Here is a 24,991-nt window from a genome sequence, read left to right as displayed (position 1 = left end):
GTCTCAGATCGGCTTGGTCAAATACACCGCCTCGCGCCCCACGATCACGCGCTGCGCCGGCATGAAGATCGTGCAGTCGTCGCACAGCGCGCGAATTTCCTCCTCGCCGTTGGTCGCGATCAGCTCGCCCTTGGCGAAGGTCTCGAAGCCGATCAACGGTCGCACGAAGGCGAAGTCCGGCGACTTGATGACGTGCGTCTGCAGCAGCTGGAAGCGCCGTTGCGGCTCTGGCGCAGGCGCGGCCAGGTCCTTGTCGACGAGGCCGAAGTAGGCGAGGAAGTCGTACGTGACGGCCGTCGCCAGTTCCGATGCCGAGCGCAGGAAGTGCTGGCCGCACTCGACCACCATCGCCACGCCCTTGCCGTCCGGCCCGCCGTGGCTGCCGTACTGGATCAGCGGGGTGCCCGAGCCCAGGCCGTCGGGCATCACGAGGTGCACCGAGGGACGGCCGATGGCCAGCGCGACCTTGGCGTTGCGCTCGAACGCCGGATAGACCCAGAACGGCACGACGGGCTGGCTGGTCGAGTGGATGTCGAGGATGTGGTCGGCCGCATCGACCACCGGGCGCAGGATGCGCGCACGGCTCAGCTCGGGGCTGTCTTCGCTGCCATCCAGCCACTCGGGCGACCAGATGCGGTTGAGGTTGTGCACGAGCTGGCGGCTGTCGAAGGGCAGCGCCTCGTTGAAGGACTCGTACGCGGCCACGTTGGCAAAGCTCACGGTGAGCGTGCCGATCTTCGGTCGCACGTTGTTGTCGAGCAGGTGCGTGGCCGCCGTCATGCCGCAGATCTCGTTGCCGTGCGTCAGCGCGTTGATCAGCACGTGCGGGCCGGGCTTGCCGGACTCGAAGCGGTGCACGTAGTCGACGCCGACGTTGCCCTTGCGGTACGCAGAAAGGTCGCGGGGGAGGACTTCGAGGGCGGGGGGAGATTGGGTCATGGGGCGAATGGTTAAGGCGAAGCGGTCGGCCAGTTTGCTACAGGGCGCGCATTCGCGCCCGAGGGCGCAGCAACACCGGGCCGCGCCGCTCGGGCTTCATCCATTCAGCCGGCTATCGCACCTGCTGGTAGTCCACCGGCACCCACACGTAGCCCTTGCCCTCGGCCCGCACGTGGCCCAGCCCCGGGAACGGCAGGTGGGCGCTGCCCACGAGGTAGCGGCCCTTCGCCGCATCCGCATACGCCTTCTTGCGCTCGACCGCCGCCGGCTTCGAGTCGACGTCGAACGAGATGGTGATCTGCGGCTGCGCGAACTGCACGGCGGCCACATGCATCAGGTCGCCCCACAGCACCAGCTTCTGGCCCTTGGACTCGACGACGTAGATGTTGTGGCCCGGCGTGTGGCCATGGGCGGGCACGGCCTTGATGCCGGGCAGCAGGTCGGTGCCACCCTTCATGCCCTTGAACTTGCCGGCTTCCACGTACGGGTTCAGCGACGCCATCGCGCCCTGGAAGAAGTCCTTCATCTCGGCAGGGGCCTTCTCAAGGTTGGCCTTGCTCAGCCAGAAGTCGGCGTCTTCCTGGCCGGCATGGATGGTGGCGTTGGGGAACACCAGCTTGCCGTCCTGCACGAGGCCGCCGACGTGGTCGCCGTGCATGTGGGTGATGAGCACGTCGTCGACCTGGTCGGGCTGGTAGCCCGCGGCCTTGAGGTTGGCCTGCAGGCTGCCGAGCGTGGGGCCGAACAGGCCGCCGGCACCGGTGTCGACCAGCACCAGCTTGCTGCCGGTGTTGATGAGGTAGCCGTTCACCGAGGTGGGCACGGCGTCCTTCTCGAAGCCGCGATCGAGCAGCTTGCCGACCTGCGCCTGCGTGGTGTTGGTGAGCAGCTTCTTGGGTTCGAGGTCGAGGGTGCCGTCGAACAGCGCGGTCACCTCGAAGTCGCCGAGCATCATGCGGTAGAAGCCAGGCGCCTGGGTCTTGACCTGCGGGGCGCCGGCCTGCGCCGCGAACGAAAGCATCAACAGGCTGCCGGCCAGTGCGGTGATGCCGTGGCGCAGCCAGCGGGCGGGTGTTCTTGTCATGGGTTCTACTCCTCGGCAGTTGTAAGGGGCGCCGAGAATAGCCCAAGCAGGTCCATCCTGCTGCGATGGCTGGCGATTACCAGTTGACCTCTCGCTCGGGCGTGGCCGAGATGTGATGAATCGACAGGTCGGCGCCGTCGAACTCCTCCTCCTGCGACAGCCGCAGTCCCACCGAAGCCTTGAGCGCGCCATACACCGCCGCACCCGCCAGCGCGGCCCAGGCCACGCCGATGACGGTGCCGATGAGCTGCGCCCACACGTTCACCCCGCCGATGCCGCCCAGCGCCTGCGTGCCGAAGATGCCCGCCGCGATGCCGCCCCAGGTGCCGCACAGGCCGTGCAGCGGCCACACGCCGAGCACGTCGTCGATCTTCCATTTGTTCTGCACCAGCGTGAACATGTAGACGAAGATCGCGCCCGCCACGCCGCCCACCACCAGCGCGCCCAGCGGATGCATCAGGTCGGAGCCGGCGCACACGGCCACCAGGCCGGCGAGCGGGCCGTTGTAGACGAAGCCGGGGTCGTTCTTGCCCATGGCCAGCGCGACCAGCGTGCCGCCGACCATGGCCATCAGCGAGTTGACGGCCACGAGGCCCGAGATCTTGTCGATGCTCTGCGCGCTCATCACGTTGAAGCCGAACCAGCCCACGCACAGCACCCACGCACCGAGCGCGAGGAACGGGATGTTCGACGGCGGATGCGCGCTCAGCGAGCCATCGCCCCTGTAGCGGTTGCGCCGCGCACCCAGCAGCAGCACCGCCGGCAGCGCGAGCCAGCCGCCCACCGCGTGCACCACCACCGAGCCCGCGAAGTCATGGAACTCGTGGCCCGTGAGCGAGGCGATCCAGCCCTGGATGCCGAAGTGCTTGTTCCATGCGATGCCCTCGTACAGCGGGTAGACGAAACCGACGATCACGGCCGTGGCAATCAGCTGCGGCCAGAACTTGGCGCGCTCGGCGATGCCGCCCGAGATGATGGCCGGGATCGCTGCCGCGAAGGTGAGCAGGAAGAAGAACTTCACCAGCTCGTAGCCGCTCTTTTCCGCCAGCTCGGTGGCGCCGACGAAAAAATGCGTGCCATAGGCCACGCCGTAGCCCACGAGGAAATACACGATGGTCGAGACCGAGAAGTCGACCAGGATCTTCACCAGCGCATTGACCTGGTTCTTCTTGCGTACGGTGCCCAGTTCGAGAAAGGCAAAACCGGCGTGCATGGCCAGAACCATGATGGCGCCGAGAAGGATGAACAGCGCGTCTGCGCCCTGTTTGAGTGCGTCCATTGAAGCTTTTTGCTGATTTTTGATTCGGATTGGTGCGTCGCACCTGAATGACCTGGCGCGGTCGACCAATGAAGCAAAAATGGTGCCCAAAGGCTCTTCGATGGTGCGCAATGAACCAAAACGGACTGCCGCGAGCCCGCCATGCACCGGATCAGCCCGCACCGGCGCGCAACGCGTCCCGGTGGCGGCGGCTGCAGGGCACGGTTGTGCCGTCGTGCATGTGCAGCCGCGCATCGCCGCCGTCGAGCGGCTCGATTTCCTTGATTCGACCCAGGTTCACTGCATGGCTTCGGTGCACCCGAACGAAGCGGACGGGGTCGAGCTGCGCCAGGAAGTCGGTCAGCGTGGCGCGCAGCAGGTAGTCATGGCCGTTGACGTGCAGGCCGACGTAGTTGCCCTCGGCCTGGAGCCAGTCGATGTCGGTGGCGGCGATGAGGAATTCGCGGCGCAGCTTGCGCACCAGGAAGCGCTCGGGGCGTACGGGCGGCGACAAGGCTTCGGGCTCGGCGGGTGCGGCGCCCTCCGGTTCCGCCGGGGCCTCCGGCGCATCGAGCACCCGCGCCTCGCCCTGCAGCCGCAGCATGAACAGCCGGTAGGCCCAGATGCCGAAGACGATGCTCGCGTACACCCGCACGTCCTTCAGATACTCGTAGCCCCACTGGTCGACCCAGCCGCCGAAGTCATAGCGCTCGCCGGCCATCGCGTAGACGACCGCACGCAACCCGAACATGCCCACCACGTGGACCACGCTGAACGCCACGCTCGCCAACGCATGCCAGGCCAGGAAGCGCACCCAGTGCCCGCGCACCAGCGGCGACAGCCGGCGCTCGACGGCGACCAGCGCCGGGATCAGCAGCAACAGCACCAGGTGGCTCGACCCTTCCCAGGTCGCGACCTCCCAGTTGGCGCGCGGCACGGCGCGCGTGCGCATGTCGACGATCGCGACCATCGTGCTGAACACGGCCTGCAGGGCCATCAGCACGATCCAGAACGCCACCTCCACGGGGCGGCGGATCGGCTCGTAGCGCTCGTAGAGGTTCCTGCGTGGGTCTCCCATGGGGCGGGATTCTCCCGAAAACGGGCCTGGGGGCGGTGAATTTCGTCCCTCGGGGCCACCGCTCGTCACAAAGCGGGGGGCATCCGTCCCCCGGATGCGCCGCGCGGGGACCGTGGGCCCGAGCATCGCGGCTTCTTTGCTTCGAGGAGCTTGCGATGAACATCGCCGCCATCCCGACCGACCACCGCCGCCACGACATCGACGCCCTGCGCGCGCTGGCCTTCCTGTTCGTCATCCTCTATCACGTGGGCATGTACTACGTGGCCGACTGGCCCTGGCACCTCAAGAGCCCGCACGCGGCCGAATGGCTGCAGTGGCCGATGCGCATCCTGAACCTCTGGCGCATGGACCTCGTCTTCCTGGTCTCGGGCGTGTCGCTCGGCTTCCTGAGCCGGGGCCAGGGAACCTGGGGCCTGCTGCGCAGCCGGGGCCTGCGGCTGATGCTGCCACTGGCCTTCGGCATGGCGGTGATCGTGCCGTACCAGGCCTATGCGCAGGGCGTGGCCAACGGGCTGGTCGCGCCGGGCTTCGGCGCCTTCGTGCTGCGCTACCTCTCGATGGCCGAACCGTGGCCGAAGCGGGCCTTCGACGGCGCGGAGTTCGGCATCACCTGGAACCACCTCTGGTACCTGCCCTATCTGTTCACCTACACGGCGGTGGTCGCGCTGACGCTGCCGCTGTGGAATTCCGCCGCTGGCCAGTGGCTGCGCCGCGGCTTCAACGGCCTGCGGGGCTGGAAGCTGCTGTTGCTGCCGGTGGTGCCGCTGCTCGTCTTCACCACGCTGCTGGCCTCGCGCTTTCCACCCACGCACAACCTGGTGCGCGACTTCCACCTGCACAGCCTGTATTTCACGATGTTCCTCTACGGCTACTGGATAGGCGTGGACAGCGGCGTGTGGAGGGAGCTGGAGCGGCTGCGCCGGGTGTCGCTCGCGCTGGCGGTCGCGGTGATCGCCACCTTCATCGCGCTGCGGGCCGGCGCAAAGGGCCCGGCGTCCGGCCTGTCGATAGACACCCTGCGCGTGCTCTACCTGTGGCTGGCCGTCGCAGCCATCCTCGGCCATGCCCACCGCCACCTGAACCACCCATGGCCCTGGCTTCGCTGGGCCAACGAGTCGGTGTACCCGTGGTACGTGCTGCACCAGACACTGATCATCGCCGCCGTGAGCGCGCTGGCGCCGCTTGCGCTCGGCCCGGTGCTGGAGCCCGCGCTGCTGGTGGCGCTCACGGTGCTCGGCTGCTGGGCGCTGACCGACGGTCTGATCCGCCGCGTGAACTGGCTTCGGCCGCTGTTCGGGCTGAAGCTCAGGCAGCCGGCTTCGCCGCAGCCTCTTCCACCGGAACCAGGATGGCGTTCCCCGTCGCCACGAGCTTGAGCGCATCGTCGCCTCCGCCTTCGGGTTGCGCATAAAGCTCGGACGCAACGAACACCTGTTTGCGCCCGGCCTTCGCCACGCGCGCGCGTGCCACGAAGGCTTGACCCACGGCCGGTGACATGAAGTTCACCGAGAAGTGCGACGTCATCACGCGGCCGGCCAGCGTGGCGGCTGCGTAGCCGCTCACTGTATCGAGCAGTGCGGAGATCATCCCCGCGTGGAGGAAGCCGGCGTATTGCCCCATGTCTTCCTTGCGCCATTTCATGCGCAGCTCGGCCTCGCCGTTGCCGGCCTGGGTGGCCTCGATGCCGGCCCAGCGATTGAAGGAGGCGGTTTCGTTGAGAGCCTTGAAGGTTTCGAGCATGGCGCGTCCTTTGCGGGGGCGGGTGTAGGAAGCGATTCAGGCCACTCTACGAACCACGCAGGACAGGCGCCGTCACGCGCGTGACGGGCGGGGTGGTGAACAGTTGCATTGGCGACAGCGGCGCTCTTCGCGCCGCAGTGGCGAGCCTCCGGGCGTCAGGCGTTCTCTCAGACGTCCTGTTCGGGCGCGATCTCGGGCTTCGGCTTGCCCTTGTGCTTGCGCGCGGCCTTCTTCGCCGCGCGCTCGGCATCGGCACGCTGGCCATCGGCCAGCCACAGCGCGAACTCTTCGGGCGTTTCGAGCGTGATGCGCCCCAGGTTGCCCGCGCGAAACTCGTGCATCACGATCTCCGCTGCCTTCTGAAGGTTGACGCGGCCCTTGCCCAGCAGCGCGCCGCGCTTGCGGCCGATGGTGTCGAGCAGCGCCTCGTCCTTCATGCCGGCCATGGTCTCGGTGTCGAGCTCCACGAGCTTGAAGCGCGCGGCCACGCCCGCGGCGTAGTGCGTCTTGAGGTAGTTGAGCAATTCCAGCGCCACCTCTTCCTCGTCGAAGGCGTTGCGCCCCACCGCGCCGCTGGCTGCGAGGTTGTAGCCGCTCTTGGGCACGATGATGCGCGGCCACAGCATGCCGGGCGTGTCCCACAGGTAGAAGTCGTCGGCCAGCGTGATGCGCTGTTCGAGCTTGGTGATGCCGGCCTCGTCGCCGGTCTTGGCCTTGCGCCCGCCGGTGAGCGTGTTGATGAGGGTGGACTTGCCCACGTTGGGAATGCCGCAGATCAGCACGCGCATCGGCTTGGCCATGCCGCCGCGGTTGGGTGAAAGCTCATGGCAGGCCTTCACGAGCTGTTGCGCAGGCGTGGTCTGGCTCGCATCGAGCCCGATGGCGCGCGTGGCGGGCAGCGCGTTGTAGTGCGCCAGCCAGAGTGCGGTGCGCGCGGGGTCGGCCAGGTCCTGCTTGTTGAGCACCTTCAGCGTGGGCCGTCCGGCCGTGAGCTCGGCCAGCATCGGGTTGGCGCTGGAGCCGGGCAGGCGCGCATCGAGCAGCTCGATGACCACGTCGATGTCCTTCACCCGCTCGGTGATGGCCTTCTGGGTCGCATACATGTGACCGGGGAACCACTGGATCGCCATCGGTTGGCTCTTTCTTTCGCGCTGTCTGGGAATTGGGGTGCCACCGAAAGGGGGCCGGGTGCGCATTGTGAACCGGGAACCTGAACAGGACCTTGTTGCTACGCTTTCGATAGCTGGATGCGGGCATTCTGCCTTCGCTTCGGGCCTGTTCGATCCTAGAATCCGCGCGCTGCCCCGCGCAGCCATTCCAACAACTTCGAGGGAAATCCATGTTCAAGCGCCTTGCCGCTGCCGCCCTGCTGGCAGCCATCGTCGTGCCCGCGACCGTCACCGTCGCCCACGCCCAGCGGCCCTCTCCTCCCCCCGGCCCCATGATCAACGGCTACCTGTGCTGCAACATGCGCACCTACGGCGACTCGATCAGCGACATCAACTACGACGAGCAGGGCACGAGCATCGTCGCGGTGGGCACGCCGGCGCGCATCACCGCGTACGACTTCCGCTGGTTCAACCTGGATCTGGCCGGCAAGCCGCAGCGCATCAAGAACGACTACAGCCGCAACATCCCGTTGCCTGCGTTCGCGCAGCGCTATGTGGTGACCGAAGACCCGAAGCAGAAGATGGCGGCCTTCCCGCCCGCCGTGCGCGACGCCATCCTCGCCGTGAAGGTGATGCCCGGCATGACGCGCGAGCAGGTGCTGATGGCCATCGGCTACCCGGTTGCCAGCGAGAACCCCAGCCTCGACGCACCGGTGTGGCGCTACTGGCGCGACAGCTGGTCGGAGTTCCAGGTGCAGTTCGACGAGAAGGGCCTCGTGAAGACGGTGGTGGGCGATCCCGTGGCGTTGAGCCGCATGCTGGCCGCTGCACCTGCCCAGCCTTAAGTTCTCGCGCATTGCGCGTGCGTTGCAAACACGCGCAATCCCCTAGTGGGTTTGCATCGCGGGGGCAGTCATCGCCCCTATGATTTGACCGAGTGCGGCGCTCGAGCGTCGGTCGAATCGAAACCCTTTGATGGAGTTACCCGCGATGAAACCCGTCTCCGAATTGCTCAAGCGCCATGATTCCGCAGCATGGCGCACCTCCCCCGACACCAGCGTGTTCGACGCACTGTCCACCCTGGCGCGCTTCGAGGTGGGCGCGCTGATGGTGATGGACGGCGAGAAGCTGGTGGGCTTCCTGTCCGAACGCGACTACACCCGCAAGGTCGCCTTGCAGGGCAAGAACTCGAAGGAAGTGAAGGTGCGCGACATCATGACGCCCGACGTGATGACCGTCACCCCGCAGACCCGCACGCGCGCCTGCATGACGCTGATGAGCCAGCGCAAGTTTCGCCACCTGCCGGTGGTCGACGGCGACAAGGTGATCGGCATGATCTCCATCCAGGACCTGATGGACGACATCATCTCGGACCACGAGGCCACCATCGAGCAGCTGACCACGTACATCCAGAGCTGAACCCCTGTTGCCCCGCTTTGCGGACCCTGCCCGGCGCATGGGTAGGGAACAGGCCTACGCACGCCGGGGCACACGAGGCGCACAGTGGGCCTTCGTTCATCCATCTATCCAGCAGGAATATTGCATGCAGATTCAGGTCAACACGAGCAACGGCATCACGAACAAGGACGCGCTGGAGCGTTGGGCCGACACCGAGATCAAGCAGCACCTGAGCCGCTTCGTCGACGACGTGACGCGCGTCGAAGTGCACTTGAGCGACGAGAACCACGACAAGACTGGCGGCGGCGACAAGTGCTGCGTGATGGAGGCACGCCTGGCGCACCACCAGCCGCTGGCGGTGACGCAGCACGCCACCAGCCTCGACGAGGCCTTCCGCGGCGCGGCCGACAAGCTCAAGCGCTTGCTGGACAACACGCTGGGCCGCCTGCACAACCACCGCGACCGCGGCTCGATCCGCACGGACCCGGGCTTCATCGCGGAGTAGGTCCGCTCAACTGCCCTTGCGCTTCGGCGGCTTCGGGCCGGGCGTTTTTTCGGCGGGAACGAGCGGCGGGCGGTGGCCGCTGGCCATCCATTCGTCATAGAAGCCGATCTTGCGGTCGACCAGCGACAGCGCCCGCTTCCACTCGGAAATGGTCTGCGTCACGCGCTCCCGGTGCGCGGCGAGCATGTCGCGCCGCTGGCGCAGCGTGACCTTGCCCTGCACCGCCAGCGCGGTGTATTCGCGCATCTCGGCAATCGACATGCCGGTGCGGCGCAGGCGCTCCATCAGGTCGAGCCAGCCGACGTGCAGCTCGACGTAGAGGCGCCGGCCGCCCTCGTCGCGCGCCACGCCAGGCACCAGGCCCTGCGTCTCGTACCAGCGGATGGCGTGCACCGTGCGGCCGGTACGCGTGGCCAGCTCGCCGATATGGAAAGGCGTGCCGCGGTCAACCGGCATGCGCGGCAACGGCGACCGGGGGCGCCTGCAGCGCCTCCTGGACCAGTGCGGTGTCGAAGTATTCGGTCAGCTCTTTCACCTTGCCTCCTTCGAGTCGGTAGACGTAGCAGTAGCGGTTGTTGTAGCGCTTGCCGGCCTTGGTGGGCACGTCGCCGCTGAACAGCACCACGACGCGGTCGCCCTCGGCGATGATGCGTTCGGTCTTGCTCACGTAGGGCGCCGCGAATTGCGCGAAGAGCGGGTTCAGCAGCTCCTCCCGGATCGCCTTCTTGCCCCGGTAGGTGCGCGACCACGGGGTGGTGCCTTCGAGCTTCCAGCTGGCGTCGTCCGCCAGGCTGTCGACGAAGGCCTGGCCGTTGCCCTTGTCCAGCTCGTCATGGATGCGCTGGACCAGGGCCTTGTTGTCGATCGTGTTCATGGCTTGATTTCCTTGGATTGAATGAACCGGATACCCGGAGAATTCATTGGAAATGCTCGAGTGCACTCGAGGTCAAGCGCCATGGGCACCATGGACGTCGATCAGCCCCTCTTCGCGTTCGCCATGCCCTTGGCGACTTCGTTCGCGCCCTGCGCAGTACCGCTCTGCGGCACGACCTCGCCTTCGCGCTGCGTGACCTCCGACAGGCGCGCCGCCAGTTGCTCCGGCGTGTCGGCGTCGATGCCCAGCCAGGCGCCCTGCGTCAACGTGATGTGCGCGGCCTCGAAGGTGCCGGCGCCCGCGCACAGGATGGTGCGGTTGGGCGCGTCCTGCGCGGCCAGAACCAGCATCGCGGGCACCACGGCCTCGGGGCGGAAGGCCTCCAGCATTTCCTTGGGGAACAGGTCCTCGGTCATGCGCGTGGCGGCGGTGGGCGCCAGGCAGTTCACGCGGATGTCGTTCTTCGCGCCCTCGATGCTCAGGGTCTGCATGAGGCCCACCAGCGCGAGCTTGGCCGCGCCGTAGTTGCTCTGGCCGAAGTTGCCGTACAGGCCCGACGACGAGGTGGTCATCACTATGCGGCCGTACTTCTGCTCGTTCATGAGCGCCCAGACGGCCTTGGTGCAGTTCACCGCGCCCATCAGGTGCACGTCGACCACCAGCTTGAAATCGGCCAGCTCCATCTTGGCGAAGCTCTTGTCGCGCAGGATGCCGGCGTTGTTGACCAGGATGTCGACGCGGCCCCAGGCGTCGACCGCCTGCTGGACCATGGCCTGCACCGCCTCGAAGTCCGTGACGGACGCGCCATTGGCAATAGCTTCGCCGCCCGCGGCCTTGATCTCGTCGACCACCGCCTGCGCGGCACTCACCGAACCGCCGGAGCCATCGCGCGCGCCGCCCAGGTCGTTGACCACCACCTTCGCGCCGCGCGCGGCCAGCGCCAGCGCATGTTGGCGGCCGAGGCCGCCGCCCGCGCCGGTCACGATGGCCACGCGGCCCTTGAAGTCGATGCTGCTGTTGTTGCTCATTTCTCTCTGTCGCTTTCCTGGGAGTTGCTCGGCGCCGCCTCGGGCGGCAGCGTGGCGTTTTACCCCAGAAGGCGTACGACCCCAGTCGTGCGCGCGTCACCCGGGAGAGCGCACCTTCTCGCAGAAGGCCACCAGCTGGTCGAGTTCGGCCGATTTGTCGAAGAAGGCATCGGCGCCCAGCGCGCGCGAACGCTCGCGCATGTCGGCGGTGGCGTAGTTGCTGAGCACGACCACCTTCTGGTGCGGCGCCCGGTGACGGCAGGCGCGAATCACGCCGAACCCGTTGCCGCGCTGGAGGAACAGGTCGATGATGGTCAGGTCCCAGTCATCCTTGGAGGCGTGCAGGCGCAGCCAGTCGATGGCCTCCTGCTCGGTGCTCGCGGAAGCCACGACTTGTGCCTCGGCCACGTCTTCCAGAAAACCGGCCAGGTTCTCCCGAATCACCGGGCTGTCTTCGACAAGATACGCCTTGAACCGCATGGCGGCCATCTTCGCCCCGGCCCGTTTGCACGCGGTGGGCAATGCGGGTCAATGCCTGTAGGTCATCCGCCCCCGCCCCTGTCGTCAAGCGAAGGAGGCTCGAAACGAAGACTGAACCAAAGTCCTAAGCGGCGACGGCCATGCGGCCGCGTGACACGCCCAGGCGCGCGGGCGAGACGTACTGCTCGCGGTAGATCTCGAAGGGCATGGTGTCGGCCGCCTCGATGCGCTTCTGCTCCTGCAGCGACTCGGCCGTCATCTGCTCGAATTCGGCCTGCTGCGCGGCCGGGAACGGCAGGCCCAGCAGCGTGGCGCGGGTCTGCTCGGACTGGGCGCGCACGAAGCCGATGAAGGAGTTGCCGTGGTCTTTCTCGACGGCCGCGAGCACGCGGGCCGAGGGCAGGCTGTCGGGGTTGTGCAGCGCGGCCCTGGCGGCGCGCACCGCGTCGGCATGCGCCGTGCCGCCCTGCGCCGCGTCGAGCGCGGCGGCGATGGGCTGGCACTGCTCGACCAGCTCCAGGCTCCAGTCGGCCAGCGCCACCTCGCGCCCGCCGCGCAGCAGCTTCAGGCCCGGCTCGCGGCCGCGCGCGGCCGTGAGGTGCTGGTTCTGCGCGAGCTCGGCGATTTCCTGCGGCGTGTCGTCGGGGCTGTCGCTCAATAGGCAGTGCAGCAGGAACACGTCGATGAAGCGCATCGTCTGCGCGTTGATGCCGACGGTTTCGAAGGGGTCGAGGTCCATCAGGCGCACCTCGACGTATTCCACACCGCGCTCGCGCAGCGCATGCAGCGGGCGCTCGCCGGGGTTGATCACGCGCTTGGGACGGATGGTGCCGTAGAACTCGTTCTCGATCTGCAGCAGGCTGGTGCCCAGCTGGTTGTAGTCGCCGCCGAGGTTGCGGATGCCGATGGCTTCGTACGCCGGCCAGGGGCGCGTGAGCGCGTCCTGCAGAGAGGCGGCGTAGCCCTCGAGGCTGTTGTAGCTCACGGCCAGCGAGGCCTGCGCATCGCTCTGGTAGCCCAGTCGGCCCATGCGCAGCGAAGTGCCGTGCGGCATGAACATGCTGCCGTCGCCCAGCGGCTGCAGTTCGTGCGGGCGGCCCGCCACGAAGCTCGAACACAGGGCCGGCGAGGCGCCGAACAAGTACAGCAGCAAAAAGGCCTGGCGGCGGAAATTGCGGATCAGCGCGAAGTACTGTTCGCTCGACACGTCGGGCAGCGACCAGTTGTAGTGGATGCCCGAGATGGTCTGCATGCGGCGGCCATAACGGTGGCTCAGGCCCATGCGGTAGACGCTCTTGGCGCGGCCCACGTTCGAGGAGCCGTAGCGGCCGATCGGAATCGTCTCGTCGGTCGGCAGGCCGCAGGGCATGCTCGACACCCAGAGGCGCTCGTCGCCGAGCTGGTCGAGCACGCGGTAGGTGAACTGGTGAACCCGCGTCAGTTCCTCGAGTGCCGATTCGACGCCCGCATGCACGCCCGTGATGAGTTCGAGCTGCGATTCGCTGAAGTCGGTGGTGATGTGCGGATGCGTGAGCGCGGAGCCCAGGGCGATCGGATGCGGCGTCAGCGCGAGCTTGCCGTCGGGGAGCGCGCGCAGGCTTTCCTTCTCGATGCCGCGCCGCATGCCCTTCAGTCGTCCGGCTGAAAGTGCAACCAGTCTCTCCTGCAATCTGTTGCTCATATTGTTATACCCATCAATCTTCTGAGGGGCTGGAAGGTAGCACGGGCGCGCGGGCATTGCTCGTGCAGGGAATCCCTCGCCCCGTTACCCTGTTGCTCGCTATGTTTTTGATAGCTCTCTGCATAGGCAGCGCCGCGGATGGCGCGTGAAGCTCAGGCCCTGGTGCGGCCCGCCGACAGGTCGATCTCGCTCGACTCGTAGACGTGCATCTCCGGCGCGCCGTCGGCCATGGCTGCGAGCGCCTTGCCGAAAGCCCGCGAGGCATCCACGCGGAAGTGCACCTGAAGCGCGGCCATGTCGCTCCAGCGCTCCACGAAAGTCAGGCGCAGCGGCTCCTGCGCGTCGGTAGCGACCTCGTGCGAGATGCAGCCGGGCTCGGCACGCGAGCGCAGCACGTGCTCGGTGCTGATGGCGAGCATCGCCTGCAGGGTGTCGGGCTTTGCCAGGGCGTGTCCTATGACCAGAATCATTTTGTTGCCTCCTTCGACAAGGTTTGGCCGAGCACCCGCAGCAGGAAGCTGTTGAGGTCGGCGATTTCTTCCATGCACACCGAGTGCGCCATCGTGTATTCGTGCCACTCGACGGCATGGCCCAGAGCGGCCAGTGCGTCGCGCGAGCGCATCGCGGCGGCCAGGGGCACCACCGGGTCCTGCCGGCCATGGGCGAGGAACACGGGCGTTTCGTGGTTGGCTGCGTGCCGTTCGGCCGCCGTGGTGGCTGCGATCGGCAGGTAGCCGGAGAGGCCGACGATGCCGGCCAGGCGCTCGGTGTGGCGCAGGCCCGTCATGAGCGCCATTGCGCAGCCTTGCGAGAAGCCGGCCACCACGATGCGGCTGGCGGCGATGCCGCGGGCCTTTTCATTCGAGATGATCGCCTCGATGGTCGCCTGCGAGCGGCGCAGGCCGGCCTCGTCCTCCTGCGCCGCCAGGTCGGGCAAGGCGATGTCGTACCAGGCCGGCATCTGGTAGCCGCCATTGATGGTCACGGGCATCACCGGCGCATTGGGGAACACGAAGCGCACCGGGCCCACGGCCGAGAGGTCGAGTTCGTTGGCGATGGGCACGAAATCGTTGCCGTCGGCGCCGAGGCCATGCATCAGGATCACCGTGGCGATGGGATTGGGGGCGGTTTCGATCTCGATGGGGGGACGGGACATGGTCGGACAAAGGTATTCAGGAATGCGGATGGCCAGACCTTAGCGCATTCGCGGCCCGCCACAAGAACCGAAACGACCGGTTGGCTGGCTTGCACATCGTTGCGCGGTGCTGCGTGCCGGAGATACGACCCACGGCGCTGCGGAATGCAACACAATGGCGTTTCGCCCATGAAGACCACCACCTCGCGTCCGAAGTCCGCTCTGGCCCCGCCGTTCGACAGCGAAGCGCTGCTGCGCGGCAGCGGTCTGCGCGTGACCCGCGCCGCGCAGACCGTGCTCGAACTGATCGAACACAGCTCGCAACCGCTGACGCATGAGGAAGTGGCCGCGGCCTACACCACGGCCACCGGCGAAGCGCCCGACCGCGTGACCATCTACCGCGTGCTCGACCGCCTAGTCGAGGCCGGCCTGTGCGACCGTCGCGTGGTCGCCGACCGCATCAACCGCTTCTCGCGCCACGTGGAGGCCGAGTCGGGCAACATCTTCGAATGCGACCAGTGCCACAAGGTGCTGGCGCTGCCGTCAGACCCCGAGCTGCCGAAGGTCATGGGCCGGCTGGGGCGGGCCTTGCGCAAGCAGGGCATCGACACGCGCCGCACCGCACTCACGCTGCACGGCACCTGCGGCAACTGCGCGAGATCGCAGGTTCAATAGGCAAGCTTCGGATACCAGTCCGTCCCCCGCCCTTCGGGCGTCAGGTCGAGCAGGTTCCATATCGGCATCGCATCGGGCGCGCCGCGCGGGTCCTGCCCCGGGTCCGCGGTTCCGAGGCCCATTTCACTGCCCCAGAAGTGGCGAATCGTCCGGCCCTTGCGCCGGAACACATTGAATGCCGGGTTGTCGCCGGTGTCGGGCGTCTCGCCGGCGTAGTCGCGGTTGAAGGTGTTGCCGGCCGATGAGTACAGCGGCAGGTGCCGCCAGCCCCGCTCCCTGGCGAAAGCCGTCATCCGCTCGATCGGCGAGCTCGCGACGACCGCGAACGCCACACGCTGCAGGATATCGAGCATCTCGCCGTCGTAGGCGCTCAGCAGCGAGGTGCACATGGGGCACGGACGCTCGCGTTTCGGGCCATACATCCAGTTGTAGGTGATGAGCGTGCCGTGCTTGCCGAAGAGTTCGGAGAACCTGACCGGCCCGCCGACTCCCTGAAACTCGTAGTCTTGCGGCACCTCGCCACCCGGGGGCAGCGCGCGGCGCATTTCCGCGACGCGTTCGATGCGTCGGCGCAAATCGATCTCCTCGGCAAGGAGTTCCGTGCGAGCCCGCCGGTAGGCGACGCTTTCGCCCGGGAACCGGACGGAACTGGAATGGGCAAGCCGGCTGGCGGACACCAGTTCGGTGGCTTCGGCTGGGGCGGACATGACAGGTCACCTCCTGGGGTGATTGAAGGGATTGACGTGCATGGTGCACCCGGGCGCAGGCCGTTGCCGGTACGTGCTTTTCCCCGGTCGGGCGCGAACTTGTCCTACGGCCCGGCCTGCATCTCGAAAGCCGCGACCTGCCTTCCATCGATGTCGGTGAAGCCGTACTCGCGCGCCAGGTCGGCCACGCGCAATACCTCGCCGCTTTTCTCCAGCACCCGCGCATCGCCCGCCAGCGCCGCGACCGCCCGCCCCAGGTAGCGTGGCGATTCGGTGCGCGCCAGCTCGGGCCGCTGCTGCCAGTGCGCCTCGTCGGTCTTGTGGCCCGCGAGCACGAACTCGGTGCGCATCCAGCCTGGAGACACGGCAACCGAGGCCACGCCGTGCGGCTTCAGCTCCTGCGCGATGCCGAAGGCCAGCCGCGTCATCGACGCCTTGGCGAGGTCGTAGAAGAGATTGCCGCGCAGGTAGTGGCCGCGGTCCCAGAAGGTGGTGGTGACGATCAGCCCCCTCTTGTGCCGCACCATCAGCGGCGCGGCGCAGCGGCTCGATACGAGGTGGTTGCGCACGCCACGGTCGAACATCGCGTCCCAGTTGGCGAGCGGGTGCTCCCAGAACGGCGCGTCGAACACGCCCGTGAACGTCTCGTGGCCGCCCCAGGCGTTGTTCACCAGCAGGTCGAGGCGGCCTGCCTCGCGCTCCACGCGGGCGAAGAGCGCGGCCACTTCCTGTTCGTTCGTGTGATCGCATCGCACGGCGATGCCGCGGCCGCCCTGGCGCGTGACCTCGTCGGCGGTGTCGTCGATGCTGCCGGGCACCACGGCCATGTCCGACAAGGCGAGCAACTGGCCGTAGCTATCGGCGGGCCTTTGGCGTGTGCTGCGCCCGGTGACGTACACGGTGGCGCCGGCCGCGCCCAATTCGACCGCGATGCCGCGCCCCGCGCCGCGGCTCGCGCCGGTGACCACCGCCACGCAATCCTTCAGCGGGCGACTTGTGTTCTCGTCCTTCATTCGATGAGCTCCTTCGATCCGTTTTGCATGAGCGCGGACGAAGATAGTCCGCCCTCAGCCCGCCGTCTTGGAAGAAACCGAAACCGCCCGGCCCATGAACTCGGTGGGCGTGACGCCGCACAGCGCGCGGAACTCGTTGACCAGGTGCGACTGGTCGTAGAAGCCGCCCTCGAGCGCCACGTCGGCCCATGCGGGCGACGGCCGCAGGCGCAGCGCGCGCAGGCAGCCATGCATGCGCGCGAGCCGGCTCCAGGCGCGCGGCGACAGGCCTACATGGGCATGGAAGAGCTGCTGCAGGCGCCGTTCGCCAACGCCGACGGCGGTTGCCACCTCGCGCAATGGCCGCCGTCCGCCGGACGCCGTGATGAGCCGAACTGCATGCATGGCGGCGGCTGCATTGCCCGCAGTGGTGCCGTTGCCGCGCAGCCGGCGCTGCAGGGCCGCATGCAGCAACGCCACCCGCGCCGCATCGTCCGGCGCCTCGGCCATGCGCTCCAGCAGTTCCGCACCTTCACCACGCCACAGCGCATCGAGGTGCACGGCGCTGCCACCGATCTCCCCGGCCGGCAGCCCCAGCAGCGCGGCGGCAGCGCCGGGACGCAAGGTGACGGAGAGCCCTTCCACCTTGCGACGCATGCGCACCACGACCGGTGCAGCCGAAGCGCCGACGGCTTCCACCGCATGCCCTTCGCCGCCATCGGCCGACGGCGCATCGCCGAAGTTGAAGACCAGTCGTGCGGCGCCATCGGGCAGCACGCGCTCATTCACCTCATGGCCTTCGGCAAAGGTCTCGCGGTACAGCAGGATGTGCGAGACATGGCCGCGCAGGGCAGCCCCCACCGGCAGCGCGCGCAGCGTTTCGGCGGGCACGTTCGATTCAGGCCCGTGCAAGGGGTCGTCGTCGAGCCGGAGGAAAAGGCGTTCGCGCATGCGGCGATTGTGTGGAAAAACCTGCCCGCACGCGACCGGGCACGGTCGCCGAAAATCGGCCGCTTCGCCTGTACGCCGCGCATGCCCAACGCTCTCCCCGTCCTCTACTCGTTTCGCCGCTGCCCCTACGCGATGCGTGCCCGCCTCGCGCTGGTCGCGAGCGGCCAGTCTTGCGAGCTGCGCGAAGTGGTGCTGAAGAACAAGCCCGCCGAGATGCTGCAGGCCTCGCCCAAGGGCACGGTGCCCGTACTGCTCACCGAAGACGGCACGGTGCTGGAACAAAGCCTCGACGTGATGCTGTGGGCCCTGCGCCGCAACGATCCGCGGCGCTGGCTGCAGCCCGGCACCGGCACGCTGCAGGACATGCTCGCGCTGGTCGCCGCCTGCGACGACGACTTCAAGCCCCAGCTCGACCGCTACAAGTATCCCGACCGGCATGCGGATGGCGGGGAGCCCGCACGCGAGCGCGGCGCCCAGTTCCTGCGCGGCCTCGAAGCCAGGCTGTCGGCCACGCCGCATCTGGCCGGCGCCCACGCCACGCTGGCCGACGCCGCCGTCGTGCCCTTCGTGCGCCAGTTCGCGATGGTCGACCCGGCATGGTTCGATGCCCAGCCCTGGTCCCACCTGCGGGCGTGGCTGTCGGGCTGGACCGCCTCGGACCTGTTCGAGCGCGCCATGCACAAGTACGCGCCGTGGAAGACCGGTGAAACCGGCGTCGACTTTCCTCCGAACTAACCGCCCATCGCCGCCGCCGAGGCCCGCTGGATGCATTCGACGAAATGCTGCGCGGCCGGCGTCAGCAGCTGCCCACGGCGCTTGATGACGCTGACGCTGAGCATCGGCAGCTCTTCCTCGATCTCCACGCGCCGGATGCCGTGGCGCTTGAAGGTCAGCGTGGCCAACGGCTCGACGAACAGGCCGACCAGGTCCATCTGCCCCACCAGCGCCAGCGCCACCGTGACCGACTGCCCCTGGATCACCCGCGCCGGCGGCGGCAGGCCCAGCGGCAGCAGCGGCGACACGGCTTCGCGGCCGCTGAAGTGGTCGTCACCCGGAAGAATCCACTCGGCCTGGTAGAGCTCGCGGATCGAGCGGCTCGCGCGCAGCGGATGGCGATCGCGCAGGCCCACCACCAGCTTCACCGGGAAGAGCTCCATGGCCTCGAACTGCGGATCGAGCCGGCCCGGCACCACGTGCGCCACCGCGAAGTCGAGCGAGCCTTCGCGCAGGCGCGCCAGCATCCAAGGCAGCACGGTTTCGCTGAACTGCACGTCGACCGCCGGCAGCCGCGCATGGAAGTCCTTGAACGCGACCGGCAGCACCGTGAGCGCGAACGAGGTGCTGACGGCCAGCGAGACCTTGCCCGTGAGCCCGTCGCGGATCTGCGCGATCTCGTCGCGTGCGCGCTGCATGTCGGCCAGCAGCAGCCGTGCGCGCGGCGCGAAGGCCTTGCCGAATTCGGTGAGCCGCACGCCCTTGACGCTGCGCTCCACCAGCGGCGCGCCGACCTCGCGCTCCAGCTCCCGCACGATCTTGGTCACGGCTGGCTGGGAAATGCCCAGCACACGGGCCGCGGCACGAATGCTCATCTGCTCGACCACCGCCACGAAGGCGTGCAACTGATTGGGTTTCATGACAACCAAAAGTTATCTTTGACGCCCAATTATTGTCTTTTCATGACAGCGGCGAGTCTCTAGCATCCGGCGCGATCGAAGGCATACCTTCGACCGACAACACCCGAAAAGCAAACACTGGAGAGACATGAGCAACCCAAGCAACCCGCCTTCGTCATCCGCACGCAGGCGCCAGACCATCGTTGCCACCACCATCGGCAACGGGCTGGAGTTCTTCGACTTCACCGTCTACGGCTTCCTGGCGCTGGTGATCGGCAAGCTCTTCTTTCCGACCTTCAATTCGTACGGGCAGCTGCTGCTGACGGTGGCGAGCTTCGGCGTGGGTTTCATCATGCGGCCGCTGGGCGGCATCGTCATCGGCGCGTACGCCGACCGCGCGGGCCGCAAGAAGGCCATGACGTTGACCATCTTCCTGATGGCGCTGGGCTGCGCGCTGATCGCGTTCACGCCCACGTACGCGGCCATCGGCGTGGCGGCGCCCATCGTCATCGTGCTGGCGCGGCTCATCCAGGGTTTCTCGGCCGGCGGCGAGGTCGGCGCATCGACCACGCTGCTGGTCGAACACGCCACGCCCGCCAACCGCGGCTACATGGCGAGCTGGCAGTTCGCGAGCCAGGGCCTGGGCGTGATGCTCGGTGCCGTGGTGGTGGGCGGGCTCACCTTCACGCTCACGCCCGAGGCGATGCAGAGCTGGGGCTGGCGCGTGCCCTTCGTCATCGGCATGCTGATCGCGCCGGTGGGCATGTACATCCGCCGCCACCTCGAAGAGTCGCTGCACATCTCGCCGGAGGATGCCGCCGCACCGCGCGAGAGCAGCCTGAAGATCGTCTGCACGCAGCACGGTAAAGCGGTGCTGGCCGCCATTCTTTCGCTGGTGGGCGGCACCACGGCAGCCTATGTCGTCACCTTCTACATGCCGACGTATGCGGTACGCGAGCTGGGCCTCACGCCATCGGTGGCGCTGTTCGGCGCCGCGCTCACCGGCCTGATCTCGTTCGCGCTCGCGCCCTTCGTGGGCGGGCTGTCGGACGTGGTGGGCCGCAAGCCGCTCATTGCCTGGAGCCGCATCGTGCTGGCGATCCTGATCTACCCGGGCTTCCTGTGGCTCAACGCCTCGCCCACGCCCACGGTGCTGTTCGTCGTGCTCGGCGTGCTGAGCATCGGCCTCGTGGTGCAGACGGTGCCCGGCATCACGATGCTGCCCGAGATGTTCCCGAAGGCGGTGCGCGCCAGCGGCATGTCGCTGGTGTACAGCGTGGGCGTAGCGCTGTTCGGCGGCTTCGCGCCTTTCATCAGCACCTGGCTGCTCAACGCCACCGGCAACAAGCTCGCACCGGCGTGGTACCTGGTGGCGATGACCCTGGTGTCGCTGCTCGGCCTGCTCTGGCTGCGCGACCATACCGGCCGCGACATCGATGCCGTGGGCGCCCATGCGGCGGCCTGACGGCTTCCCATCTTCAAAGCACAGGAGTCCTCACCTCATGCAAGCACAACCCACCGCCGCTACACGCTTTTTCTCGGGCACGTATGTCGAAGCCCGCGCCAAGTTCCTCGAGGCCGCCGCGCAGCGCGGCGCGGCCGTCGAGTCGTTCATGCTCGAAGCGCACCGCGGCGCGCTCGGCGAAGAACTGGCCACCGACGTGGCGCTGATCGGCGCGATCGACGCGAAGAAGGTCCTGCTCGTGAGCTCGGGCACGCATGGCCCCGAGGGCTTCTGCGGCTCGGGCACGCAGGTCGCCACGCTCAACGACGCCGACCTGCTCTCGCGGCTCGAGCAGGCCGGCGTGTCGCTGCTGCTGGTGCACGCCATCAACCCGCACGGGTTCTCGCATTTGCACCGCACGAACGAAGACAACATCGATCTGAACCGCAACCACATCGACTTCAATGCGCCGCTGCCGGTGAACGCCGAATACGCCGAGGTCGAGCCACTGGTGCTGACCGCGACCTGGCCTCCCACGGCCGCCGACGAAGCGGCTGTGGCCGCCTATGTCGGCAAGCACGGCATGCGTGCCTTCCGCGCAGCCGTCACCAGGGGCCAGTACGCATCGCCCGACGGCCTGTTCTACGGCGGCACCGCGCCCTCGTGGAGCAACAAGACGATCCGCGCGATCCTGCGCAAGTACGCCGCGTCGGCCACGCACCTCGGCTGGATCGACGTGCACACGGGCCTCGGGCCCTACGGCCACGGCGAGAAGATCTACCCGGGCCGCAACACGCCCGAAGACCTCGCACGGGCCCACGAATGGTGGGGCGCCGACGTGTTCGCGCCCTTTGCCGGCGACTCGGCCTCGGCCGACGTGTCGGGCCCCGTCATTTCGACCGCGTACGACGAATGCCCGAACGCGAAGATCGCGCCGATGGGGCTGGAGTTCGGCACGCTGCCCGACGGCGAAGTGCTCACGCGCCTGCGCGCCGACACCTGGCTGCGCCGCCACCCCGACGCGCCGGAGATGCAGAAGCGCGAGATCCGCGCACAGCTGCGCGACGCGTTCTACTGCGACAACGACGAGTGGAAAGGCATGGTGCTGGGGCAGACCCGCGTCGTGCTGCTGCAGACGCTGCAAGGTTTGCGCAAGGCCTGACCTGTCAGCCGAAGTCCGGCGCGCGCCGCTCGCGCAGCGAGGCCACGCCCTCGCGCACGTCGGCGCCCGCAAAGCCCATGAATTCGAGCGCCAGCGAGGCATCGAAGATCGGGCCGGCCTGGCGCAGCCAGTTGTTCAGCGCGTACTTGGTCAGGCGGATGGCGCTCTGGCTGCCGGCTGCGAGCCGGTCGGCCACCTCGTAGGCGCGCGGCAGCAGTTCGGCCTCCTCCACCGCGAGCGACACGAGGCCGATGCGCTCGGCCTCCTCGCCACTCACCGGCTCGCACAGCAGCAGGTGGTACTTGGCCTTGGCCATGCCGCACAGCAGCGGCCAGACGATGGCCGCATGGTCGCCCGCCGCCACGCCCAGGCGCGTGTGGCCGTCGACGATCTTCGCGTTCTTCGCGGCGATGGAAATGTCGGCCAGCAGCCCCGCCACCAGCCCCGCGCCCACGGCCGGGCCGTGCATGGCGCTGACGATGGGCTTGTCGCAATTGATGATGTTGTAGACGAGGTCGCGCGCCTCGCGCCACACGCGCTGGCGCACCGCGTCGTCGGTGGTCATGTCCTGCACCATCGCGAGGTCGCCGCCGCCCGAGAAGCCCTGGCCTTCGCCTCGCAGCACCGCGCAGCGCACGCTGTCGTCGGCCGACACGTCGCGCCAGATTTCGGCCAGCTCGCGGTGGCCGTCATGGCCCGCCGTGGGCAGCTTGCCGTTGGCGGCCCGCATCTGGATGTCGAGCACCGCGCCATTCGCACCTCGGCGCGTGATGGCGAGGGTCTGGTAGCGGGCGTAGTCCATGGCGGGTGTCTCTTTCCTTCGTCTACTTTTTCGCGGCCGCTTCGCGGCAGCGCTGCACATTGGCATCGAAGCGCGAGGCCAGCCCCGGCTCGCACTCGTCGGAAGGCGTGAGCCTGCACATGCCGACGACCACGTAGTCCATCACCGCCGACGTGCACATCGGGTAGGCCGCGAGATCGGGATTGGCCTTGACCTTGAAGCCCCAGCGTTCCGAGAACTGCACCGTGCGGACCATCGCGCCATGGAAGAAGCTGCGGTCCTTCGCGGCGATGGCGGCTTCCATGCGAGGCAGCTCCTCGTTCAGGTACCCGACCGAATCCAGCGGAAAGCTGGACGGCTCCTGCTGCGCGGTGGCGAGGGACGCAGCTAGCACGAGAGGCAAGGCGGCAAGGGCGCGCAGAGCGGAGGTGAGCGCGGAACGTGGAGAGGTGCGGTGGAGATGCATGGCTTCGAATTTTGCAACGTTTTGAAGCACTCCTGAATGCGCGGCGATGCGCGGACGCGACGCCCTACCTTCCCTTTTTCTGCTTGTCGTAATTGCGCCAATACTGGAATTCGTCCTCGTGCACTTCGAGGTCGACCTCCGAGATGCGCGACTGCAGGCGCTCCTGCACATCCGCCACGGCCTTGTTGTAGACGAGCGGGCCGACCTCTTCGAGGAAGAAGCCGAGCAGCGCGCCGGCCGCGATATTGCCGATCGGCTCCTCCATGTTCTCGCGGAAGTAGCGCTCGATGGAGGTGATGGCCTGCTGGCGCGCTTCTTTCGGTATCTCGATGGTCATGTGGGCCCCGGGGAGTGGATCGATCGATTGTGCCGGGCGCAGGCCTGGCGACGAAGCCGCGCCGTTCGCTACCATGCGCGCACAACAACACCGGAGACAGACAACATGAAGTTCCGCCCCGCCGCGCTCGCGGCCCCCGCCCTGGCCGCCGCCCTTGCAGTGCTTGCCGGCTGCACCAACATGACGCCTACCGTGCCGCAGCGCCAGCTGATGCTGGTCGCCAACGACGAGAAGCAGTCGTGGAACGACGCCGGCGTCGTGGCCCTCGGCCCGATGGGGCGCGACACGGTGCAGGTGCTCGACATCGGCACCGACCCGCTGGCGCCGAAGGTACTGGGCACGCTGCAGCTGGACAACACCATCGCCGGGCCGCCGACCAACCTCGCGATCACGCCCGGCGAAACGCTGGCGCTGGTCGCCAACTCGCTCAACGTGGTCGAGGAGAACGGCGCGCGCAAGCAGGTGCCCGACAACCGTCTCTTCGTGATCGACCTGACCACCACGCCGCCCAAGCTGCTCGACACGCTGCAGGTCGGCAAGCAGCCCTCGGGCCTGTCGATCAACCGCGCCGGCAACCTCGCGCTGGTGGCCAACCGCGCCGACAACTCGGTGAGCGTGCTGCGCATCGCGGGCAAGAAGGTGACGCTGATCGACACCGTGGCCATGGGCGATTCGGTGGCGCACGTGCGCTTCACGCCCGATGGCAAGCGCGCGCTGGCCGCCAAGTTTCCGAGCCACAAGATCGCGCTGCTCGACGTGAACGGCGAGAAGGTCAGCTACAACAAGGTCGATCTCATGGCGGGCCTGTGGCCCTACAACGTCGACGTAACGCCCGACGGCAAGCTCGCGCTCACGGCCGACAACGGCAACTCGGGCGCATCCGACGGCCAGGTCGACACGGTGAGCGTGATCGACCTCGAAGCCGCGCCGCCGCGCGTGATCGACAAGGTGGTGGTGGGCGACGGCCCCGAGGGCCTGGCCGTGAGCCCGACCGGCAGGCATGCGGTGGCTGTGATCCTGCGCGGCAGCAACGCGTCGAAGAGCGCTTACTTCTACAACCGCAACGGCTCGGTGGTGCTGCTGAAGATCGACGGCAAGAAGGTCACGCGCGCCAACGAGGTGGAGGTGCGTGGCCTGCCCGAGGGCGCGGTGTGGAGCGCCGATGGCAAGTACCTCTACGTGGGCAACTTCATCGACCAGGACATCACGATCCTGCGGCTCGAAGGCGACACGCTGGTGCCGACGGGCAAGTCGTTTCCGCTGCAGGGCCATCCGGCCGCGATGCGCGGGACAATGACGCACTGATCGACCCACACTCCCCCGAACGAAGAAGCCATGGCGCAACCCAAACGACAACTCCGCACGCTCGAACGCGGCATCCTCTGCCTCGTGATCGGCGCCGCCGTTCTGCTGGGGCCGCGCTTCCTGCAGGGCACGCGCTGGTTCGAGATGGTGGCGGGGGCCTATCTGGTAGGCTGGTTCGCGGTGGTGCTCGGCGTGGCGTTGATCGCGGTCGAGCTGGTGAAGCGCGGCAAGCCGCGCCAGTAGCCAACA

30 protein-coding genes are annotated in these 24,991 nt (G+C 67.7%); 10 read left to right on the top strand and 20 right to left on the bottom strand.

Annotated elements, in window-relative coordinates; all coding sequences use genetic code 11:
• Positions 1-3 precede the first annotated feature (3 nt).
• From ASD05_RS03615 to ASD05_RS03600, 4 genes are all read right to left on the bottom strand, one after another.
• Positions 4-939: a succinylglutamate desuccinylase/aspartoacylase domain-containing protein gene (locus ASD05_RS03615; RefSeq protein WP_056587695.1), complete on the bottom strand. Its 936-nt coding sequence runs from the start codon at positions 937-939 to the stop codon at positions 4-6.
• A 112-nt stretch (positions 940-1,051) separates the two neighbouring features.
• Positions 1,052-2,023 carry an MBL fold metallo-hydrolase gene (locus ASD05_RS03610; protein WP_056587692.1) on the bottom strand — a complete coding sequence of 324 codons (972 nt, stop codon included), beginning with the start codon at positions 2,021-2,023 and terminating at the stop codon, positions 1,052-1,054.
• Positions 2,024-2,099: 76 nt separating this feature from the next.
• Entirely contained in the window at positions 2,100-3,302 is a 1,203-nt protein-coding gene (locus ASD05_RS03605) for an ammonium transporter (RefSeq protein ID WP_056587689.1), read from the bottom strand.
• Positions 3,303-3,453: 151 nt separating this feature from the next.
• Entirely contained in the window at positions 3,454-4,359 is a 906-nt protein-coding gene (locus ASD05_RS03600) for a LytTR family DNA-binding domain-containing protein (protein WP_056587686.1), read from the bottom strand.
• Between the two features lie 155 nt (positions 4,360-4,514).
• Between ASD05_RS03600 and ASD05_RS03595 the strand changes: the two genes are divergently transcribed.
• Complete coding sequence (locus tag ASD05_RS03595) at positions 4,515-5,735, top strand: acyltransferase family protein (RefSeq protein ID WP_056587683.1); 1,221 nt, start codon at positions 4,515-4,517, stop codon at positions 5,733-5,735.
• Here ASD05_RS03595 and ASD05_RS03590 read toward each other — a convergent pair.
• Both ASD05_RS03590 and ylqF read right to left on the bottom strand, forming a co-directional pair.
• Entirely contained in the window at positions 5,665-6,099 is a 435-nt protein-coding gene (locus tag ASD05_RS03590; RefSeq protein ID WP_056587680.1) for a PaaI family thioesterase, read from the bottom strand. The genes ASD05_RS03595 and ASD05_RS03590 overlap by 71 nt on opposite strands.
• 167 nt (positions 6,100-6,266) lie before the next feature.
• Positions 6,267-7,229 carry a ribosome biogenesis GTPase YlqF gene (gene ylqF, locus ASD05_RS03585; RefSeq protein WP_056587678.1) on the bottom strand — a complete coding sequence of 321 codons (963 nt, stop codon included), beginning with the start codon at positions 7,227-7,229 and terminating at the stop codon, positions 6,267-6,269.
• 209 nt (positions 7,230-7,438) lie between these two features.
• On the opposite strand from ylqF, the gene ASD05_RS03580 reads away from it, so the two are divergent.
• The 3 genes from ASD05_RS03580 (at position 7,439) to ASD05_RS03570 (ending at position 9,111) form a co-directional block, all read left to right on the top strand.
• Positions 7,439-8,053, top strand: coding sequence for a cell envelope protein SmpA (locus ASD05_RS03580; RefSeq protein ID WP_056587675.1), 615 nt, complete (start codon positions 7,439-7,441; stop codon positions 8,051-8,053).
• 145 nt (positions 8,054-8,198) lie between these two features.
• Complete coding sequence (locus tag ASD05_RS03575) at positions 8,199-8,627, top strand: CBS domain-containing protein (protein ID WP_007833856.1); 429 nt, start codon at positions 8,199-8,201, stop codon at positions 8,625-8,627.
• Positions 8,628-8,751: 124 nt separating this feature from the next.
• On the top strand, positions 8,752-9,111 hold the full coding sequence (locus tag ASD05_RS03570) for an HPF/RaiA family ribosome-associated protein (RefSeq protein ID WP_007833857.1): 360 nt from the start codon (positions 8,752-8,754) through the stop codon (positions 9,109-9,111).
• 6 nt (positions 9,112-9,117) lie between these two features.
• Here the strand turns inward: ASD05_RS03570 and ASD05_RS03565 are convergent, their stop codons facing one another.
• The 7 genes from ASD05_RS03565 to ASD05_RS03535 all read right to left on the bottom strand — a co-directional run bounded on the left by ASD05_RS03565 (position 9,118) and on the right by ASD05_RS03535 (position 14,330).
• Entirely contained in the window at positions 9,118-9,567 is a 450-nt protein-coding gene (locus tag ASD05_RS03565) for a MerR family transcriptional regulator (RefSeq protein WP_056587672.1), read from the bottom strand.
• On the bottom strand, positions 9,557-9,985 hold the full coding sequence (locus ASD05_RS03560) for a nuclear transport factor 2 family protein (protein ID WP_056587669.1): 429 nt from the start codon (positions 9,983-9,985) through the stop codon (positions 9,557-9,559). Before ASD05_RS03560 ends, ASD05_RS03565 begins: the two co-directional genes overlap by 11 nt.
• A 101-nt stretch (positions 9,986-10,086) precedes the next feature.
• A complete protein-coding gene (locus ASD05_RS03555) occupies positions 10,087-11,013 on the bottom strand; it encodes an SDR family NAD(P)-dependent oxidoreductase (protein ID WP_056587666.1) in 927 nt (308 codons plus the stop codon).
• A 96-nt stretch (positions 11,014-11,109) separates the two neighbouring features.
• Positions 11,110-11,493 carry a response regulator transcription factor gene (locus ASD05_RS03550; protein ID WP_056587832.1) on the bottom strand — a complete coding sequence of 128 codons (384 nt, stop codon included), beginning with the start codon at positions 11,491-11,493 and terminating at the stop codon, positions 11,110-11,112.
• A 124-nt stretch (positions 11,494-11,617) separates the two neighbouring features.
• Entirely contained in the window at positions 11,618-13,174 is a 1,557-nt protein-coding gene (gene gshA / locus ASD05_RS03545; RefSeq protein ID WP_056587664.1) for a glutamate--cysteine ligase, read from the bottom strand.
• A gap of 152 nt (positions 13,175-13,326) precedes the next feature.
• Positions 13,327-13,644, bottom strand: coding sequence for a putative quinol monooxygenase (locus ASD05_RS03540; RefSeq protein ID WP_056587661.1), 318 nt, complete (start codon positions 13,642-13,644; stop codon positions 13,327-13,329).
• The gene (locus ASD05_RS03535) at positions 13,641-14,330 is read right to left on the bottom strand and encodes an alpha/beta hydrolase (RefSeq protein WP_056587658.1); all 690 of its coding nucleotides are present in this window, start codon (positions 14,328-14,330) and stop codon (positions 13,641-13,643) included. Before ASD05_RS03535 ends, ASD05_RS03540 begins: the two co-directional genes overlap by 4 nt.
• Before the next feature lie 168 nt (positions 14,331-14,498).
• On the opposite strand from ASD05_RS03535, the gene ASD05_RS03530 reads away from it, so the two are divergent.
• On the top strand, positions 14,499-14,984 hold the full coding sequence (locus ASD05_RS03530) for a Fur family transcriptional regulator (RefSeq protein WP_056587655.1): 486 nt from the start codon (positions 14,499-14,501) through the stop codon (positions 14,982-14,984).
• Here ASD05_RS03530 and ASD05_RS03525 read toward each other — a convergent pair.
• The 3 genes from ASD05_RS03525 to ASD05_RS03515 form a co-directional block, all read right to left on the bottom strand.
• A complete protein-coding gene (locus ASD05_RS03525; RefSeq protein WP_056587652.1) occupies positions 14,978-15,691 on the bottom strand; it encodes a DUF899 family protein in 714 nt (237 codons plus the stop codon). The two genes, ASD05_RS03530 and ASD05_RS03525, sit on opposite strands and share 7 nt — an antisense overlap.
• A gap of 104 nt (positions 15,692-15,795) precedes the next feature.
• A complete protein-coding gene (locus ASD05_RS03520; protein WP_056587649.1) occupies positions 15,796-16,704 on the bottom strand; it encodes an SDR family oxidoreductase in 909 nt (302 codons plus the stop codon).
• Between the two features lie 54 nt (positions 16,705-16,758).
• Positions 16,759-17,634, bottom strand: coding sequence for a helix-turn-helix transcriptional regulator (locus tag ASD05_RS03515; protein ID WP_056587645.1), 876 nt, complete (start codon positions 17,632-17,634; stop codon positions 16,759-16,761).
• 81 nt (positions 17,635-17,715) lie between these two features.
• Between ASD05_RS03515 and ASD05_RS03510 the strand changes: the two genes are divergently transcribed.
• Positions 17,716-18,369 carry a glutathione S-transferase gene (locus ASD05_RS03510; RefSeq protein WP_056587644.1) on the top strand — a complete coding sequence of 218 codons (654 nt, stop codon included), beginning with the start codon at positions 17,716-17,718 and terminating at the stop codon, positions 18,367-18,369.
• Here ASD05_RS03510 and ASD05_RS03505 read toward each other — a convergent pair.
• Complete coding sequence (locus ASD05_RS03505; protein ID WP_056587640.1) at positions 18,366-19,268, bottom strand: LysR family transcriptional regulator; 903 nt, start codon at positions 19,266-19,268, stop codon at positions 18,366-18,368. The two genes, ASD05_RS03510 and ASD05_RS03505, sit on opposite strands and share 4 nt — an antisense overlap.
• Positions 19,269-19,395: 127 nt before the next feature.
• Between ASD05_RS03505 and ASD05_RS03500 the strand changes: the two genes are divergently transcribed.
• Both ASD05_RS03500 and ASD05_RS03495 read left to right on the top strand, forming a co-directional pair.
• The gene (locus ASD05_RS03500) at positions 19,396-20,712 is read left to right on the top strand and encodes an MFS transporter (RefSeq protein ID WP_056587637.1); all 1,317 of its coding nucleotides are present in this window, start codon (positions 19,396-19,398) and stop codon (positions 20,710-20,712) included.
• Between the two features lie 37 nt (positions 20,713-20,749).
• A complete protein-coding gene (locus ASD05_RS03495) occupies positions 20,750-21,853 on the top strand; it encodes a M14 family metallopeptidase (protein ID WP_056587633.1) in 1,104 nt (367 codons plus the stop codon).
• Positions 21,854-21,857: 4 nt separating this feature from the next.
• Here the strand turns inward: ASD05_RS03495 and ASD05_RS03490 are convergent, their stop codons facing one another.
• The 3 genes from ASD05_RS03490 to ASD05_RS03480 all read right to left on the bottom strand — a co-directional run bounded on the left by ASD05_RS03490 (position 21,858) and on the right by ASD05_RS03480 (position 23,437).
• Positions 21,858-22,655, bottom strand: a complete 798-nt coding sequence (locus ASD05_RS03490) for an enoyl-CoA hydratase/isomerase family protein (protein ID WP_056587630.1) — start codon at positions 22,653-22,655, stop codon at positions 21,858-21,860.
• Positions 22,656-22,677: 22 nt separating this feature from the next.
• Positions 22,678-23,100 carry a hypothetical protein gene (locus tag ASD05_RS03485; RefSeq protein WP_056587627.1) on the bottom strand — a complete coding sequence of 141 codons (423 nt, stop codon included), beginning with the start codon at positions 23,098-23,100 and terminating at the stop codon, positions 22,678-22,680.
• Between the two features lie 64 nt (positions 23,101-23,164).
• The gene (locus ASD05_RS03480) at positions 23,165-23,437 is read right to left on the bottom strand and encodes a DUF2164 domain-containing protein (RefSeq protein ID WP_056587623.1); all 273 of its coding nucleotides are present in this window, start codon (positions 23,435-23,437) and stop codon (positions 23,165-23,167) included.
• 105 nt (positions 23,438-23,542) lie between these two features.
• On the opposite strand from ASD05_RS03480, the gene ASD05_RS03475 reads away from it, so the two are divergent.
• Both ASD05_RS03475 and ASD05_RS03470 read left to right on the top strand, forming a co-directional pair.
• Entirely contained in the window at positions 23,543-24,742 is a 1,200-nt protein-coding gene (locus tag ASD05_RS03475; protein ID WP_056587620.1) for a YncE family protein, read from the top strand.
• Positions 24,743-24,772: 30 nt separating this feature from the next.
• Positions 24,773-24,985: a hypothetical protein gene (locus ASD05_RS03470; protein ID WP_056587618.1), complete on the top strand. Its 213-nt coding sequence runs from the start codon at positions 24,773-24,775 to the stop codon at positions 24,983-24,985.
• Positions 24,986-24,991: the final 6 nt, after the last annotated feature.

The sequence above is a fragment of the Variovorax sp. Root434 genome (assembly GCF_001426595.1).
Lineage (GTDB): Bacteria > Pseudomonadota > Gammaproteobacteria > Burkholderiales > Burkholderiaceae_C > Variovorax.
Note: the sequence above shows the minus strand (reverse complement) of the source record. Positions and strands in the feature narration are given on the sequence as shown.

What these genes read in the sequence shown, in the direction of transcription:
- ASD05_RS03615 (WP_056587695.1), bottom strand. Translation starts at nt 939, where the DNA reads ATGACCCAATCTCCCCCCGCCCTCGAAGTCCTCCCCCGCGACCTTTCT.
- ASD05_RS03610 (WP_056587692.1), bottom strand. Translation starts at nt 2,023, where the DNA reads ATGACAAGAACACCCGCCCGCTGGCTGCGCCACGGCATCACCGCACTG.
- ASD05_RS03605 (WP_056587689.1), bottom strand. Translation starts at nt 3,302, where the DNA reads ATGGACGCACTCAAACAGGGCGCAGACGCGCTGTTCATCCTTCTCGGC.
- ASD05_RS03600 (WP_056587686.1), bottom strand. Translation starts at nt 4,359, where the DNA reads ATGGGAGACCCACGCAGGAACCTCTACGAGCGCTACGAGCCGATCCGC.
- ASD05_RS03595 (WP_056587683.1), top strand. Translation starts at nt 4,515, where the DNA reads ATGAACATCGCCGCCATCCCGACCGACCACCGCCGCCACGACATCGAC.
- ASD05_RS03590 (WP_056587680.1), bottom strand. Translation starts at nt 6,099, where the DNA reads ATGCTCGAAACCTTCAAGGCTCTCAACGAAACCGCCTCCTTCAATCGC.
- ylqF (WP_056587678.1), bottom strand. Translation starts at nt 7,229, where the DNA reads ATGGCGATCCAGTGGTTCCCCGGTCACATGTATGCGACCCAGAAGGCC.
- ASD05_RS03580 (WP_056587675.1), top strand. Translation starts at nt 7,439, where the DNA reads ATGTTCAAGCGCCTTGCCGCTGCCGCCCTGCTGGCAGCCATCGTCGTG.
- ASD05_RS03575 (WP_007833856.1), top strand. Translation starts at nt 8,199, where the DNA reads ATGAAACCCGTCTCCGAATTGCTCAAGCGCCATGATTCCGCAGCATGG.
- ASD05_RS03570 (WP_007833857.1), top strand. Translation starts at nt 8,752, where the DNA reads ATGCAGATTCAGGTCAACACGAGCAACGGCATCACGAACAAGGACGCG.
- ASD05_RS03565 (WP_056587672.1), bottom strand. Translation starts at nt 9,567, where the DNA reads ATGCCGGTTGACCGCGGCACGCCTTTCCATATCGGCGAGCTGGCCACG.
- ASD05_RS03560 (WP_056587669.1), bottom strand. Translation starts at nt 9,985, where the DNA reads ATGAACACGATCGACAACAAGGCCCTGGTCCAGCGCATCCATGACGAG.
- ASD05_RS03555 (WP_056587666.1), bottom strand. Translation starts at nt 11,013, where the DNA reads ATGAGCAACAACAGCAGCATCGACTTCAAGGGCCGCGTGGCCATCGTG.
- ASD05_RS03550 (WP_056587832.1), bottom strand. Translation starts at nt 11,493, where the DNA reads ATGCGGTTCAAGGCGTATCTTGTCGAAGACAGCCCGGTGATTCGGGAG.
- gshA (WP_056587664.1), bottom strand. Translation starts at nt 13,174, where the DNA reads ATGAGCAACAGATTGCAGGAGAGACTGGTTGCACTTTCAGCCGGACGA.
- ASD05_RS03540 (WP_056587661.1), bottom strand. Translation starts at nt 13,644, where the DNA reads ATGATTCTGGTCATAGGACACGCCCTGGCAAAGCCCGACACCCTGCAG.
- ASD05_RS03535 (WP_056587658.1), bottom strand. Translation starts at nt 14,330, where the DNA reads ATGTCCCGTCCCCCCATCGAGATCGAAACCGCCCCCAATCCCATCGCC.
- ASD05_RS03530 (WP_056587655.1), top strand. Translation starts at nt 14,499, where the DNA reads ATGAAGACCACCACCTCGCGTCCGAAGTCCGCTCTGGCCCCGCCGTTC.
- ASD05_RS03525 (WP_056587652.1), bottom strand. Translation starts at nt 15,691, where the DNA reads ATGTCCGCCCCAGCCGAAGCCACCGAACTGGTGTCCGCCAGCCGGCTT.
- ASD05_RS03520 (WP_056587649.1), bottom strand. Translation starts at nt 16,704, where the DNA reads ATGAAGGACGAGAACACAAGTCGCCCGCTGAAGGATTGCGTGGCGGTG.
- ASD05_RS03515 (WP_056587645.1), bottom strand. Translation starts at nt 17,634, where the DNA reads ATGCGCGAACGCCTTTTCCTCCGGCTCGACGACGACCCCTTGCACGGG.
- ASD05_RS03510 (WP_056587644.1), top strand. Translation starts at nt 17,716, where the DNA reads ATGCCCAACGCTCTCCCCGTCCTCTACTCGTTTCGCCGCTGCCCCTAC.
- ASD05_RS03505 (WP_056587640.1), bottom strand. Translation starts at nt 19,268, where the DNA reads ATGAAACCCAATCAGTTGCACGCCTTCGTGGCGGTGGTCGAGCAGATG.
- ASD05_RS03500 (WP_056587637.1), top strand. Translation starts at nt 19,396, where the DNA reads ATGAGCAACCCAAGCAACCCGCCTTCGTCATCCGCACGCAGGCGCCAG.
- ASD05_RS03495 (WP_056587633.1), top strand. Translation starts at nt 20,750, where the DNA reads ATGCAAGCACAACCCACCGCCGCTACACGCTTTTTCTCGGGCACGTAT.
- ASD05_RS03490 (WP_056587630.1), bottom strand. Translation starts at nt 22,655, where the DNA reads ATGGACTACGCCCGCTACCAGACCCTCGCCATCACGCGCCGAGGTGCG.
- ASD05_RS03485 (WP_056587627.1), bottom strand. Translation starts at nt 23,100, where the DNA reads ATGCATCTCCACCGCACCTCTCCACGTTCCGCGCTCACCTCCGCTCTG.
- ASD05_RS03480 (WP_056587623.1), bottom strand. Translation starts at nt 23,437, where the DNA reads ATGACCATCGAGATACCGAAAGAAGCGCGCCAGCAGGCCATCACCTCC.
- ASD05_RS03475 (WP_056587620.1), top strand. Translation starts at nt 23,543, where the DNA reads ATGAAGTTCCGCCCCGCCGCGCTCGCGGCCCCCGCCCTGGCCGCCGCC.
- ASD05_RS03470 (WP_056587618.1), top strand. Translation starts at nt 24,773, where the DNA reads ATGGCGCAACCCAAACGACAACTCCGCACGCTCGAACGCGGCATCCTC.